We start from the raw sequence: 15,566 nt of genomic DNA, 5'->3' as shown, positions 1-15,566 counted from the left end.
AATTATTATTTTATAAAAACTTTTATGTATTGAATTTACTAGAAACCCATTTTGTAAAAAAATTAGAGAAACCGATTCGTTTTCAAGAATACAGCGTCGGAATATTTAATGCTATACCAACAAAATCAGGAATTAAAAAAGCTATTAAAAAAGGACATATTTTTATTGATGATAAAATAGCTACAACTGCAATATATATTTCGGGAGGAGAAAAAATAGATCTTTATGAATCTGAAAACACTTCAACTTTTGAAAGATTAAAATTAGATTTAGAAGTTTTGTTTGAAGATGACTATTTAGCTATTATTTACAAACCTGCAGGTATTTTAGTTAGCGGTAACAAATTTGTAACTATTGCAAATGCTTTATCGCAAAACCTTATTAAGAGTACGCTTGCAGATGCAGTTAAACCGCAACCAGTTCATAGATTAGATTACCCAACTAGTGGTTTACTTTTGGTTGGTAAAACCAGTTTATCTATTATTGAACTAAGTAAATTGTTTAAAGAAAAGAACATCAGAAAAACATATTTTGCAGTAACAATTGGTAAAATGAACGCTAAAGGTTATATAGACAAACCAATAGACAACAAAGAAGCTTTTACAAATTACGAAGTTTTAGAATCCGTAATTTCTAAACGTTTCAATTTTTTAAATTTAGTAAAACTTCAACCAGAAACAGGTAGAAAACACCAATTACGTAAGCATTTATTTTCTTTAAAAAATCCTATTTTAGGAGATAAAGAGTATTTTCTACAAGATAAAATACTAAATGGAAAAGGTTTGTTTCTACACGCAGCAACTTTAGATTTTACACATCCGTTTACGAAAGAAAAAATTACTATTTCGAAAGAATTACCCAAAAAGTTTAGAAAAATTTTCTGTCATTAAAAATCTATTTTAGATTATTCTAAAGAAAACAAATCATAACTTATTTAAAATTGATAAATTTACAGTCTAATTTATCTAATATTCATGAAGAAATTTTTCAAAATCCTAGGTTTTCTATTTTTAATTTTAATCCTATTTTTAGGTATTTATTACTTTGCTAATAACGAAAAATTACCAACCGGAGAAAAGGGTGAAAAAGCAGATGCTTTGGCAACTAAAATGTTAACAGCCTTAAATAAAGATGCTTTTGACACTACAGAAATTATAGAATGGAATTTTATAAACGAACATTTTTATGTTTGGCACAAACAAGAAAATTTAGTTGAAGTTTCTTGGGATGAAAATAAAGTTCTTTTAAAAACTAAAAAACCATCAGATTCTGAAGTTTATATAAATGATAAACTTACTAAAAATGACGACTTAATTAAGAAGGCAGAAAGCTACTTTAACAACGATTCTTTTTGGTTAATTGCACCTTACAAAGTTTTTGACAGCGGTACAGAAAGACGCCTTGTAAATTATAACGATAAAGATGCGCTTTTAATTACATACAAAACCGGCGGTTCTACCCCAGGAGATTCTTATTTATGGATTTTAGATGAGAATAATATGCCTATTTCTTATAAAATGTGGACATCTATTATTCCTCTTGGCGGAGTATCGGCTACTTGGTCCGATTGGAAAAATACCAAATCGGCATAAAGTTACCTACTAAACATAAACTTTCGCTTTTTGGCCTAGAAATATCAATGAACAACGTAAAAGCTTACAATAAAAAAGCAGATGACTTGGCTCACAAAATATTAAAAGCTATTAAGCATGAAAACTATAAAAACACACGTTTTATAGAATGGAGTTTTGGCAGAAGAAGGCATTTTAAATGGGACAAAGAAAATCATATTGCAGATGTTTCTTGGGATACAATCCGTGTAAACCTACATCCGCAAGCAAAAGAAAAAAGTACAGTTTTTTATAATGATGTTAAGCAAGATATTGCTGATGAGAAAATTGTAAAACGTGCATGGGATATTTTTAACAACGATTCTTTTTGGTTGGTTGCACCTCACAAACTTTTTGATGATGGTACAATTAGAACGATTAAAAAAGTAAATGATAAAGATGCACTTTTAGTAAAATATACTACGGCGGAACAACACCCGGAGATTCTTATCTTTGGATATTGGATGAGAACTATGTACCAATTAGCTACAAAATGAATGTTGCTAGCATGAAAATGGTAGAAGTACCAGCAACTTGGCAAGATTGGATTACAACAGAAAGTGGTACAATGCTGCCAACTAATCATACTTTTGCAAATGGTAATAATTTAAGTATGGGAACTGTAAAAGCTTATAATTAATGACTTCTAAAACAATTGCAAACGGTATTTTAAGAGCTTTAGCTATAATAATTGGTATAGTTTTACTTGGTTATTTCTTGTATGCTATTCAGTCTGTAATTGTATATATTATTATTGCAAGTGTACTTTCTTTAATTGCGAGACCACTTATAATTACATTACGAAGAAAATTAAAATTCCCAATACGCTTGCCGTTGTTTTTACAATGATATTAATGCTTGGTTTCTTAACAGGCTTAATAGTTATGTTTATACCTTTAGTTGCAGAACAAGGTAAAAGCCTATCGTTATTAGAAGTAGATGAATTGCAGAACAATATTCAAGAGATTTTTAATCAAATAACATCGTACTTTTCATCTAAAGGTATTGATGTTTTAAGCGAATTAAAAAATGTAGATTTTTTATCTCAATTTAAAGAAATACCAAACCTTTTAAACTCTGTTTTAGGTGCTGTTGGTTCTTTAAGTGTTGGCTTATTTTCTGTATTATTTATTTCTTTCTTTTTTATGAAAGACAGTCAAATATTAAAAAAAGGAGTGCTTGCAATTATACCAAACGGTACAGAAACAAGATTTTCTAAATCTTTAGAAACCATTAATAATTTACTTTCTAGATATTTTATTGGTTTGCTACTTCAAATTACAATTCTATTTATTTTATACACTTTAATTTTATTAATTTTTGGTATTACCAATGCTGTTGTTATTGCCTTTCTATGTGCATTGTTAAACTTAATACCTTATGTTGGCCCAATGATTGGTGCTGTTTTAATGTTTATTTTATCGATGACAAGTAATATTGGTTTAAACTTTCAAGAAGAAATTTTACCAACTACAATTTATGTAATGATTGGGTATTTAATTGCACAATTAATAGACAATTTTGCAAGTCAACCATTAATTTTTTCGAAAACAACTAAATCTCATCCTTTAGAAATATTTTTAGTAATTATTATTGGAGGCTTACTTTTTGGAGTTCAGGTATGATAACTGCGGTACCTTGCTATACTGCTTTAAAGGTTATTTTAAAAGAGTTTTTATCTGATAATAAAATTGTAAAATCATTAACCAAAGACTTGTAATTTCTTTTGAATTTAGCCATTTTACGTACAGAAGTTCAGCAATTTATTTTAGATCATTTAAAAGCTGATATTACCAAATTGATTTTAAAAGGAAGCCCTTTTAAAGATATTACTGTACAAGAACTGGCAAATCAAATTGTAGCAAAACAAAAATCTGAACAAAAACTACCTACTTGGTTTACTGCGGATAAGATTTACTATCCTGCAAAATTAAGTATCGAACAAACTTCTTCTGAAATTACAGCAAAATACAAGGCAAATCTTGTAAAAGGAAATACTATTATCGATATTACCGGTGGTTTTGGTGTAGATTGTTACTATTTTTCTGAAAACTTTAAAGCAGTTACACATTGTGAAATTAATACTGATTTATCTGCAATTGTAAATCATAATTATCAGCAATTAGAAAAAAACAATATTGTAACTTTTTCTGAAACGGATTGGATTTCTTAAAAAATACTGATCTCAATTTCGATTGTATTTATATAGATCCTTCTAGAAGAAACGATGCAAAAGGAAAAGTTTTTTTATTAAAAGATTGTTTACCAAATGTGCCGGAAAACATAGATTTTTTGTTTTCTAAATCGAGTATAATCTTAATTAAAAATTCACCAATTTTAGACATTACTAGTGCTATTAACGAGCTTAAATTTGTCAAAGAAATTCATGTAATAGCGGTTCATAACGAAGTTAAAGAGTTACTATTCATTTTAGAAAAAGAGTATAATAATTCTATCAAAATCATTACCGTAAATATTGGTAAACAAAAAACAGAAAATTTTAGTTTTATTTATAAACAAGAGTCTGTTTCTAATTATTCTGAACCACTTACCTATTTGTACGAGCCAAATGCTGCGATTCTAAAATCCGGCGGATTCCATCAAATTACAAATCAGTTAAACGTTTTTAAACTTCAGCAACACTCGCATTTATATACATCAGAAAATAAAATAGATTTTCCGGGTAGAACCTTTAAAATTGAACATATTTTAAATTACGATAAGAAGAAGATTAAAAAAACCGTGTTAGATAATAAAGCGAATATTACGACTCGAAACTTCCCTAAAACAGTAGCTCAAATAAGAAAAGAAACTAAAATTAAAGATGGTGGAAATACATATCTTTTTTTAACAACAGATTTTAAAAATAACTTAATTTGTATTGTTTGCTCCAAAGCATAATCACCTAGTTACCTCTTAAATTAACTACACTATTTTCTTTATTTTTTTACGTTTAAAGGTTAACTTTACGGCTTATGCAAACATTTATTTACCAAGGATTAAAAATTACAGACTCAAATCAATCTTCTATTGAAGATAATTTAGTTGTAGAAGCACCTTTACAGATAAATATTAATAATGATGCGTATACTGTTGTAATGCGAACTCCTGATAACGATTTTGAACTTATTAGAGGTTTACTTTACGCCGAAGATATTTATAAAAAAAGTAGTGCTCTTGAGTTCGAAATCATAAAAACTACACAGAATATTCCTGCAATTATAAATGTAAACATCAGCAAAGAAAACTTAGGAAAAGGCTATTTAAACAAACGCACTTTATTGTCTGTTTCTTCTTGCGGAATTTGCGGAAAACAAGAATTAAAAGACTTAGAAATTTCTGGAAAAAAATTATCAAATAAAAATCTTCTTTCAGCAAACAAAATTCATAAAATGTTTGTTAAAATGAGTGCTTTACAAAACACTTTCAAAGATTCTGGAGGTAGTCATGCAGCTGCAATTTTTGATAAAAAAAATAATTTATTGTCTATTAAAGAAGATATTGGTAGGCACAATGCAGTAGATAAAATTGTTGGCGATTTATTAATCAATAATAATTTAAAAGCTGCAAATTATTTATTGGTAAGTGGTAGAGTTTCTTATGAAATCGTTTCGAAAGCATTTATCGCTAAAATACCTGTAATTATTGCCGTTTCTGCTTGTTCTTCTTTGGCCGTAGATTTTGCTAAAGAATTCGGTATCTGCTTAATAGGTTTTACGAGAGACAACAAAATGACAGTTTACGCAAATCCATCATACATTCAAAATAACGAAACTTATGTCTAAAAATACAAACGCACAACCACCAGAAAAACTTACCGGAATTAAGTTAAAAGACATTCCAGATTCTGCGGTTGGTTTTAAAGCAATTACCTCTGCATTAAAACATGTTACAGAAGAAGCTGGTTTTGTAAAAGGTATTAGTTTATTAAAAAATTTAAATCAAAAAGATGGTTTTGATTGCCCTGGTTGCGCATGGCGAGATCCGGATGCTAAAAGAGCTTTTTTAGCAGAATATTGTGAAAACGGTGCAAAGGCTGTTGCCGAAGAAGCTACCAAAGATAAAGTTTCGCCGCTATTTTTTGCAACACATTCTGTTAATGAACTTTCTAAATTATCTGATTATGAAATTGGAAAAAGCGGACGAATTACACAACCCATGTATTTGCCGAAGGAAAAGATAACTACGAAGAAATTTCTTGGGAAAACGCTTTTTCTATAATTGGACAAGAATTAAATGCTTTACAATCTCCGAGACGAGGCAATTTTTTACACCTCCGGAAGAACAAGTAACGAGGCAGCATATTTATATCAATTGTTTGTTAGACATTACGGTACTAATAATTTACCAGATTGTTCTAATATGTGTCATGAATCTAGTGGTAGCGCACTTTCAGAAACGTTAGGAATTGGTAAAGGATCTGTTACTTTAGACGATTTTAATCATGCTGATTTAGTTATAGTTATGGGGCAAAACCCAGGAACTAATCACCCAAGAATGTTAACCGCATTAGGAGAAACTAAAAATAATGGCGGAAAAATAATTACTGTAAATCCGTTACCGAAGTAGGCTTACTAAATTATAAAGATCCACAGAATCCATTAAAATGGGTTGGTTCTCGGTCAAGATTTAACCGATTTATTTTTACAAGTAAAAATAAACGGTGACGTTGCCTTACTTAAAATTATTTTAAAATTAATGAAAGAAAAAGAAGTAGCATCGCCTAATTCTGTTTTTAATCATGAATTTATAAATAGCAAAACCGAAGGTTTAGATGCTCTTTTAAATGATCTTGATACTTTTTCTATTGAAGAATTATTACCTCAAACAGGTTTAAATCTAGAAGAAATTAAAAAAGCTACCGAACTAATAATTAATAATGAAAACATCATTATTTGTTGGGCAATGGGTTTAACTCAGCATAAAAACGCGGTTGATAATATTAGAGAATTAGTTAATATTCTTCTGTTAAAAGGAAGTATTGGTAAAAAAGGTGCCGGAACTTGCCCCGTTCGTGGTCATTCTAATGTTCAAGGAGATAGAACTATGGGTATTTGGGAAAAAATGCCGGATTCGTTTATCGATAATTTAGAAAAAGAGTTTTCATTTAAAGCACCTGAAAAACATGGTTATGATGTTGTAAACTCTATAGAAGCTATGCATAACAGTAAAGCTAAGGTTTTTATTGGAATGGGTGGTAATTTTGTTTCTGCAACTCCGGATACAGAATACACAGCAGATGCATTAAGAAACTGTAATCTTACAGTTCATATTTCTACAAAACTAAATAGAAGTCATTTAATTCACGGTAAACAAGCATTAATTTTGCCGTGTTTAGGACGCTCAGAAAAAGATATTACTGCCAATGGAGAACAATTTATAACCGTAGAAAATTCTATGGGAGTTGTGCATCAATCTAAAGGTCATTTAAAACCTCACTCTCCTTTTTTATTAAGTGAAACTGCAATTGTTGCAGGTATGGCAACTGCTACTTTAGTTAATTCGAATGTGAATTGGACCAAACTTGCTTCTGATTATGATTTAATCAGAAATAAAATTGAAGCAACAATTCCTGGTTTTGATAACTATAATGAAAAAGCAAGAATTAAAGGCGGCTTTTATTTACCCAACAACGCTAGAGATAACAACTTCTCTCCTACTGCCACAGGAAAAGCAAATTTTACACTAAACCAACCATCTGATTTAAATTTAAATAAAAATGAATTTATAATGATGACAATTAGAACTCACGATCAATATAACACAACTATCTATGGCTTAAATGATCGATATAGAGGAGTTTTAAACGAAAGAAGAATTGTTTTTATGAATGAAGAAGACATGAAAGAAAACAATTTAAATCAATTAGATTTAGTAGATTTGGTGAGTCATTTTAACAATCAAAAAAGAATTGCAAAAGGGTTCTTAGTTGTAAAATACGATATACCCAAGCAATGTACAGCAACTTACTTTCCGAAGCAAATGTGCTAGTACCAATAAAAAGTGTGGCTAGAAAAAGTAACACACCAACATCAAAAACAGTTATTATTACAGTTGAAAAAAGATAAAAATTTTAAAATTACACTTGTGAAAAACTATTTATTAATTTTAACTACCATTTTTTGCACTCAAATTCTTACTTCTCAAACGAATTTAGTTCCGAAAAAAAGTGCAAAACGGATTTTTAAAAGTAGATTTTTTATCTATTGAAATGCCACAACTAGAAATTCCTAATGAACCAAACATGGGATTTTCAGGAATACATTATAACTTATTTTTAAATGATGATTTGTATGCAGGTTTAGGTATTTATGGTGCTGTAACTGGTAGAAGAGGTGGTTTTTTTACACTTGGCGTTAATGCTGGATACAAGAAATTTTTAACCGAAAAATTATTTATAGATACCGGTTTTCATTTTGGTGGCGGCGGTGGAGCAGCTGCGGCAGATGGTGGTGGTGCCTTTATTTTACCCCACTTTAATCTAGGCTATAAATTTGATCATTTCAACTTAAATGCTGGTTACAGTTATGTGAACTTTTTTGATGATGGAAAAATTAACGGAAGTCAATTAAATTTTGCAGTAGAAATCCCGGTAAACTTTAATTATTCTGATTATAATGTTATTGATGAAAAATTTTCAATTCAAGATTTAGAAAATTCATCTTGGAATAATCCTACTAAAAAATCATCTCTAACAATACATTTTAATAATTTAAAAGCTTTTAAAGCCAAAAATTATGCAGGAGGAGTTATTGAAGGCAAAACAATTAGATTAGCAGGTTTTGAATTTGCAAATTACATTACAGAAAATTGGTTTGCTTTTTTAAAGCTAGATGGTGCTTACAGCGGAATTAGAGCCGGCTATATGGATGTTTTATTAGGAGCTGGTTACAATTTCTCTTTTAATAAAAATAGAACAAACATATTAACCAAACTTGCAATTGGCGCCGGTGGTGGCGGTGGAGTTAATTCTGATGGTGGATTTATGATTTCACCAGATATTTCTATCGAACAGAAATTATTTGGTAATACTTACTTAGCATTAAATAAAGGATATTTATTTACACCAAACACAGAATTTTTTACAACTTCTACTTACGGATTTGGTCTAAAATATTATGTAGATAGAAATGGGATACAATCAAGTTATAAAAACTTTAAAGAAGGTAAATTTAAAGGAATACAACTTATTGTAAAGCAAGATTGGTATTTAGATGCAGAACGTATGGAATTAGATACAGAAGATATGCACCAAATATCTTTACAAGTTAACTTTGATCTTTCTAAAAATTTATATGTAGCAGGTCAAACTTCATTTGCTAACTTTGGTAATGCAGGTGCTTATGCAGAAGGAATTGTTGGATTAGGTCTTAAATCCGGTAAATTTTTTAATAAAAGTACTACGATTTTCACACAAATTTTAGCAGGTGCAGCTGGTGGCGGAAACATTAGCACAGGCGAAGGATTGATTATAAAACCAAGTTTAGGATTTAATTATCAACTAACTAATAAAGTAAGCTTAAGAAGTGCTTTTGGTTATGTAAAAGCTAAAGGAGGCGAATTGAGCAATCCGTTTTTAAATTTTGGATTAAATTTTGATTTTTCTTTTCTAAATATGAAATAATTTTTTGTACATTTGCAATATCAATTCTAAGCAATTGAACTCCCTGAATTAAGCTTATAATTATTTTATAGATTTATGTATTTATTTACATCAATCAAAATTATAATACAAAATAAAGCACCCTAACTTTACAAGTATTTTTGTTCTATTATTTTATAGTTCCGAATAACTAAAGTATCAACCTCTAAAAATTAGTTTCTGATTGTAAATAATAGTTTTTATTCAATTTTATAAAAATTATTTTAAGATGAAAAAAGTTTTTTTAACAACATTATTTGCAAGTTTAATGCTTGCCAGTTGTCAACCAGCAAAGACAGAAATAGAACATTATGAGTCTAATAAAGCTGTAGTTGCCAAAGAATTTCCAAATTACCACATAACATCATTTAGACAGTATAGTTACATTTTTCAGGTATCTAACCCAGAACATGTAATTAAGTTAACTTTAGATAATGCTGTTATTGTAAAGAAAGATACTTTAAAAGTATTTGCTACAGTAACAAGAAGATAATTACTCCCCCAAAATTAAGTTTAAGTACGTTTGTTAACGTAATTTGAGTAACCATAAAAAAATGGTTACTCATTTTTATGCATAATTTTTAACTTGGCAACACCTCTATATTTAGGTGTTTTTTTAAGACTCGGAAGGCACATCTTTTGATTCATCAAATATTCTTGTATCACCAAATAATATAAAGCTATCTTTAGCTCGAGAAACTGCAACATTAAGCATGTTGGGTTTATTGTCTCTATCAAAAAATAACACACCTTCATCTTCTATACTGTAAACAGAACTAAATAAAACGATACTTCGCTCTGCACCTTGCAATGCATGCACTGTACCTAATTTTATATCGTTTACTTTAAAACCAGAATCTATCAAAGCTTTAGATAATTCGGTTTTTTGACTAGCAAAAGGTGTAATAATTCCTAATACTTTTTCTATGGATTCTACATTATATGCTTTTTGAATATCAGCTTTATGTCTGTTTAGCCACATAATAATAGATTTTACTTCATTTTTATTATGACGACTACTAAATTTTCTTTCACTTAAACCTTCTATATGATATGCCATCATAGAAGGAAAAATTTGATCTTTACTTGCTTTTCCCTTCATTGGTTTAAGGATACCATCATAAGCTAATTCATTACAAAAACCAATAATTTCATCATTACATCTTCTATGTTCTAATAATAACAATCCGTTTTCTTTCTTTGTAATTAGCGGTGTTTCATATTCACATGCATTTTGAGCCATTTTCATGATACTACCATTAGATGCCGGAAAACCAATTTCTTTTAAATAATTATAATCATCTTGACTAGAGACAATATGCTGATTTAACAAATTACCGGAATCAATTTTTGGAGGTATAGACCAAATCGGTTCTATTTGTTTTAAATCTCCTACAACAATTGCTTTTTTTGCCAACGAAAAAATAGGAATACTTACCTCTCGGAGTTACTTGTCCGGCTTCATCAATAATTAATAAATCTAGAAAATTAAACAATGGTAAATATTCAAAAACAGCTTTTCCGTTTTCGTTTTCACCTTGAAACTGACTAAATAAAAAGTGTGAAGGCGCCATATATAAAGTTGCAACAAAACAAGGAGTTAACATTGCTCTTCTTTTCCATTTTGCAGCTACTACTCTTTCTCCTGTTCCTTTTTCTGTTTCGTTAAGTAGAACATCTTCGGTTTCTAAAATCCATCTTGCTTCCCAATAATGTGTTGCTAATAAAAAAGCTTTATGACGAATATTTAAATCAATTTCATCATAAAAAAAACGATGACTTTTATCCTCAGATTCCATTTTTTCATATTCAAACTCCCACATTTGTTCTTCAGAGACAAATGGGTAACCGGTAATACTATTTTTAAATTTCCAGTTTTTTAATTTTAAGTTGGATGATAAAGCTAGATTTATATCTGCAATACATTTTTTGATAAATATCAATGTAGCATCAGAATTATTTAAAACTTCTTTATCAATTTTAAAAATTTTATCTGAGTTTTCATTTTTAGAATCTTCTTCAAAGTATTGCTGCACTTCCTCTAAAAAATTACGCTCATCCGAAGAAGATTTAAGTGTATTTAGAATCGTTCTCCATTTCTGTAAATTAGAAATTTGAATGGCATTTTTCTGAATATGATCTTTCTTATTAAGTAAAAGATTATTTACACTTTTTATGGATTTTAAATAATCTTGAGAAATACGAACTCCGTCAATTAAATTATCTTGTAAAATAGTTATTTCTTCTTGAAGATGAAGGCAAGCATCTTCTAACGAATCTAATTCTACATTAAAGTACTCGATATATTTACTAAAATAAAAATGTTTAGCATCTTCTATATACTTTTCATTTTCTAGATCACATAGAGTACCCTCATTGCCAAACATATTACCTTTAAGATAATTTATATCTTTAAGTTTTTTTTCACTTTTAGAATTCGAAGGTAAATATGTGGCATACCCGTTAAAACCAGGAATCCATCTTTCTGCCAAATCACCTAAAGTACTCTTAGAATTAATAAAACTATCTATAATATTTGTAACCGCTTGGTTATTTGTTGAACATGCCAAAATAACTGGTGCATCATCTCCTTCAATAGCTGCTCTAACAACTTCTGTAGCAACCAAACTTTGTAAAAGTGTTGTTTTTCCGGTACCAGGCGGACCATTTACAGCAGTAATTGCATTTTCTTCTGCTGTAAAATATGATAATAAAGTTTTTCTCTGACTTATAGAAAGCGGAAACTCATTAGACATTTGACCTAAATGTAAATGATTATAATTTAAAAAACCAGCATCTGTTATCGGTTCTCTTTTCTGCTTTAAATTAGGATCTATTAATTTAGAAATTAAGGGCAGTTCTTCTGTTTCACTTAATAAGTTTTCATATAAAAATAAGATACTTTTTGCAGCAGAAATCTTAGAACTTCTTGCAAAATAAGTCGCTTTATGGTTTGTTGTAAATCCTTCTGCATGATAACTCGTAATTGCATTGTAAGTCACTTCAGAAAAAATCATATTTACATATTCCCAATAAACATCCCAAGGCAAAACCTCATCTTCAACTTCGGCTTTTCTATTTCTCTAGCTTCTGCAATTGTTTCTGTGGATGAAAAAATAAAATCGTTTCCAATATCTGCTTTAGGATCTAAATAATCACGAACAAATAGCGGAAAAATTTCTTTTGGTGATGATAATTGACCTGCTCTATTTACTCTTGCAGTTATCCAAAAAGGATAAATAGATTTTTGCTTAAAATTTTGGTCTGCTGAAATTACATCTAACTGAAAAGGTGCTATAATTATTTCTGTATCGAAAATTGTGTACCAATTTACATGCTCTTTATTGGTAATTCCTTTTAACCGATTGATTCTTTTTTCTTCAAAATCTAACATATCAGCTGCGTTATTAGGGTTGATTGTTCCTGCGCCTAAGTCACAATAATTTTGATGAAAAATATTTTTTATTCTAGAAATATCAACGGCTAAATTCTCGCTATCTATTAAACTATTTTTATAATAATGCAACCAGTTTTTAACGTTATTCATTTACTTAATACAGATTAGCTCTTTGAAGAAATTAGAGGGCGAATATATACTTTTTAAGAAGCAATTATCAATTATAAAAGTAGATTGTTAATAAATAAAATTACCTTAAAATATTATTTATTGATTTCTAAATAATTAGAAAAACTGAGATTATAAAAACTTTATATAAACAAAAAACCATCACATTTCTGTGATGGTTTAAGTGAGCCCTGAAGGATTCGAACCTTCGACCGCCTCCTTAGAAGGGAGGTGCTCTATCCAGCTGAGCTAAGAGCCCGTAGTTTTTATGTTTCTACGAAAACAGTGTCGGGGTGGCAGGATTCGAACCTGCGACCTCCTCGTCCCAAACGAGGCGCGATGACCGGGCTACGCTACACCCCGAGAATTAAGCAAAAAATTGCGGAGAGACAGGGACTCGAACCCTGGCGACAGTTACCCGTCGACAGATTAGCAATCTGCTCCATTACCACTCCGGCACCTCTCCTGTTTTAGAACTTATCCGCAGTTGTTTAAAATTGCGAGTGCAAATGTAATACTAGATTTACAATTTTACAAGTTGTTTGCTACTTTTTTTTGTCTTTTTTTTAATCAGGATACTCAACCCTTAAGTGATAGATGTTTAGCAATTTTTTCTTTATCACTTTTTTTATAATTTCAATTTCTTTAAAAGTAATGTCTGAATTTAAAAATTGATTGTCTGACATTTGCTTTTCGATGATTTTGTCAATTAAATCACTGATAGATTGCGCTGTAGGCGTTTTTAAGCTTTTAGAAGCTGCTTCTGCCGCATCACACATCATTAATATTGCTGTTTCTTTTGAGAACGGATTTGGCCCCTGATATTGAAATTTTTTAACATCAACTTCACTATCCGGATTCAATTCTCTTTCTTTCATTAAGAAATAATAAGTAGTGCTTGTACCATGGTGTGTTCTTATAAAATCGATAATTCGATCTGGTAAATTGTATTTCTTTGCTATTTCAACTCCTTTAATAACATGATCTGTTATTATTTTTGCACTATCTCTTGGTGATAATTCATGATGAGGATTTACACCTGTAGTTTGATTTTCTATGAAATACATTGGGTTTGCCATTTTACCTACATCATGATACAACGCACCGGTTCTAACCAACATCGAGTTTGCACCAATTTCATTTGCTGCAGCTTCTGCTAAATTAGCAACTTGCATTGAGTGCTGAAAAGTTCCTGGAGCTTTTTCATTTAACTCTCTTAATAATTTAGAGTTTGTATTAGAAAGCTCTAAAAGAGTTACATCAGAAACCAAACCAAAAACTTTTTCATAAATATAAATTAAAATAATTGCTAAAAAAGATAACAATCCGTTTACGGCAAAAAGCATGAAATAATCTAGATTAATCTGCGATGCATTTCCTTCTTTTATAATTGAAAAAGCAAAGTAAGTAATCATATAAATTCCTGTTATTTGTGCAACCGAAATAAATAAATTTGCCCTTTTATAAAGTTCTGATACACTTAAAATAGTAACAATACCAGCAATTATATGTAAATAAATAAATTCGAAACTATTGGGTACAACATACCCCAATAAAAGTACGGTTAGTACATGTGTAAATAAACCCAATCTTGCATCAAAAAAAGCTTTTAAAATAATAGGTAAAACACTTAAAGGAACAACATATAAATAATCTGAATTATAATTTATTACCAATGTTTGTATAAATATCATTGAAAAAACATTGAAGAAAATAAATGTTACTTTATTGTTGTTGTTAAATATTTCAATTCTATTTCTTTGTAAAAAAAGCAATAGCATTAACAACGCTAAAGCAACTAAGATGGTGTATCCAAAAATAATCCAATTATAATTAGACTCTGTCCAAACATTAGATTCAGATTCACTTTTAAGAGAATTTAAAATTGCTAATTTCTTCCCTTCTACCAAATCACCTTTTAAAATAATTAACTCACCTGCAGAAACTTTTCCTTTTGTGTAAGAAATATTTTTAGTTTCGTTATCAATAACTTTATCTGTATAAATGGCGTCATAAGTTACATTTGGTTTTATAATTTCTGATAAAATTGTAAAAAATTGACTTCTTACAGATTCATTTAAATCAGTATCTAAACCATTTGTTATCGATTTTAAGACTTTATTTGAATTGTACAAATTTTTAAAAGGAACATCTTTTACTTCATTCTTATTTCTAAGAGCAACTAATTCATCTTTATTAGAAACTCTATCTTGGCTAACTACTTCTAAAAAGCCTGTTTTATAGATTTCATCTATAACCTTTAACCCTAAATTCTTTAAAAATTTTGTTTTTTCTGCTGATAAAGTATCAATAGTACTTAAACTATTTACTTTATTTTTAAAGGAAGATTTTACTTGATTCTCTATTGTTTTATCAACAATAAAATACAATTTAGCATTTGCGTCTATTTGCTTTTTTCTATTTTAATTTCCTCTTCAGACTTCTGAATTGCAAAATCAAAAGGAGCATACAAATTATCATACCTCCATAATTGCCCGTTACTAAAATCATATTTAAACTGACCTCCTTTTGGAAACAAATACACAATAGCTATCGTGGTTATTAAAAACAATATTACCTTAAAAATTATGGTGTTGTTTTGATAAAGTTTATTTACAAAATTGCTCATGCTTATTTTCTTATAAATACAAACTTACAGTAAAAAAATTAAGGTTAGAAATTCAAGAGAAACAAACCTTTACAAATTGATTAAAAAAGATTAATTTAGCAGACAATCTTATATTAAAAT

Annotated in this window: 10 protein-coding genes, 3 tRNA genes and 4 pseudogenes; 10 read left to right on the top strand and 7 right to left on the bottom strand. The window is 29.3% G+C overall.

The genetic code is table 11. From position 1 onward, the window contains the following. Nucleotides 1–29 precede the first annotated feature (29 nt). The 10 genes and pseudogenes from ACZ1HD_RS05560 to ACZ1HD_RS05515 all read left to right on the top strand — a co-directional run bounded on the left by ACZ1HD_RS05560 (nt 30) and on the right by ACZ1HD_RS05515 (nt 9,745). Entirely contained in the window at nt 30–890 is an 861-nt protein-coding gene (locus ACZ1HD_RS05560) for an RluA family pseudouridine synthase (protein WP_472688851.1), read from the top strand. 84 nt (nt 891–974) lie between these two features. Beyond that, nucleotides 975–1,592 carry a hypothetical protein gene (locus ACZ1HD_RS05555; RefSeq protein ID WP_472688850.1) on the top strand — a complete coding sequence of 206 codons (618 nt, stop codon included), beginning with the start codon at nt 975–977 and terminating at the stop codon, nt 1,590–1,592. 47 nt (nt 1,593–1,639) lie between these two features. Then, nucleotides 1,640–2,107, top strand: a complete 468-nt coding sequence (locus ACZ1HD_RS05550) for a hypothetical protein (RefSeq protein WP_472688849.1) — start codon at nt 1,640–1,642, stop codon at nt 2,105–2,107. Then, a complete protein-coding gene (locus ACZ1HD_RS05545) occupies nt 2,104–2,250 on the top strand; it encodes a hypothetical protein (protein ID WP_472688848.1) in 147 nt (48 codons plus the stop codon). Before ACZ1HD_RS05550 ends, ACZ1HD_RS05545 begins: the two co-directional genes overlap by 4 nt. Next, nucleotides 2,250–3,330 (top strand): annotated as a pseudogene (locus ACZ1HD_RS05540) (AI-2E family transporter). The gene ACZ1HD_RS05545 and the pseudogene ACZ1HD_RS05540 overlap by 1 nt, the downstream one beginning before the upstream one ends. Before the next feature lie 6 nt (nt 3,331–3,336). Further along, a pseudogene (locus ACZ1HD_RS05535) lies at nt 3,337–4,511 on the top strand (THUMP-like domain-containing protein). 74 nt (nt 4,512–4,585) lie between these two features. Next, complete coding sequence (gene fdhD / locus ACZ1HD_RS05530) at nt 4,586–5,395, top strand: formate dehydrogenase accessory sulfurtransferase FdhD (protein ID WP_340934344.1); 810 nt, start codon at nt 4,586–4,588, stop codon at nt 5,393–5,395. Beyond that, nucleotides 5,388–7,678, top strand: a pseudogene (locus ACZ1HD_RS05525) (FdhF/YdeP family oxidoreductase). The gene fdhD and the pseudogene ACZ1HD_RS05525 overlap by 8 nt, the downstream one beginning before the upstream one ends. Before the next feature lie 101 nt (nt 7,679–7,779). Further along, a complete protein-coding gene (locus ACZ1HD_RS05520; RefSeq protein ID WP_472688847.1) occupies nt 7,780–9,234 on the top strand; it encodes a hypothetical protein in 1,455 nt (484 codons plus the stop codon). A gap of 247 nt (nt 9,235–9,481) precedes the next feature. Continuing rightward, on the top strand, nt 9,482–9,745 hold the full coding sequence (locus ACZ1HD_RS05515) for a hypothetical protein (protein WP_077808860.1): 264 nt from the start codon (nt 9,482–9,484) through the stop codon (nt 9,743–9,745). A gap of 123 nt (nt 9,746–9,868) precedes the next feature. Here ACZ1HD_RS05515 and ACZ1HD_RS05510 read toward each other — a convergent pair whose 3' ends face one another. The 7 genes and pseudogenes from ACZ1HD_RS05510 to ACZ1HD_RS05480 all read right to left on the bottom strand — a co-directional run bounded on the left by ACZ1HD_RS05510 (nt 9,869) and on the right by ACZ1HD_RS05480 (nt 15,446). Continuing rightward, nucleotides 9,869–10,669 (bottom strand): DEAD/DEAH box helicase, encoded by an 801-nt coding sequence (locus ACZ1HD_RS05510; protein ID WP_472688846.1) that lies wholly within the window; start codon nt 10,667–10,669, stop codon nt 9,869–9,871. After that, nucleotides 10,596–12,302: an AAA domain-containing protein gene (locus tag ACZ1HD_RS05505; RefSeq protein WP_472688845.1), complete on the bottom strand. Its 1,707-nt coding sequence runs from the start codon at nt 12,300–12,302 to the stop codon at nt 10,596–10,598. Before ACZ1HD_RS05505 ends, ACZ1HD_RS05510 begins: the two co-directional genes overlap by 74 nt. Further along, nucleotides 12,272–12,799, bottom strand: coding sequence for a hypothetical protein (locus ACZ1HD_RS05500; protein WP_472688844.1), 528 nt, complete (start codon nt 12,797–12,799; stop codon nt 12,272–12,274). Before ACZ1HD_RS05500 ends, ACZ1HD_RS05505 begins: the two co-directional genes overlap by 31 nt. Nucleotides 12,800–13,002: 203 nt before the next feature. Next, nucleotides 13,003–13,076, bottom strand: a tRNA-Arg gene (locus tag ACZ1HD_RS05495). Nucleotides 13,077–13,105: 29 nt separating this feature from the next. Next, nucleotides 13,106–13,180 (bottom strand) — tRNA-Pro (locus ACZ1HD_RS05490). Between the two features lie 19 nt (nt 13,181–13,199). Continuing rightward, nucleotides 13,200–13,283 (bottom strand) — tRNA-Ser (locus ACZ1HD_RS05485). A gap of 100 nt (nt 13,284–13,383) precedes the next feature. Continuing rightward, a pseudogene (locus ACZ1HD_RS05480) lies at nt 13,384–15,446 on the bottom strand (HD family phosphohydrolase). Between the last annotated feature and the right edge of the window lie 120 nt (nt 15,447–15,566).

It is taken from the genome of Polaribacter sp. HA6-7 (assembly GCF_055693625.1).
The sequence above is the reverse complement of the archived record's forward strand: the minus strand, read 5'-3'. Positions and strand labels throughout refer to the sequence as shown.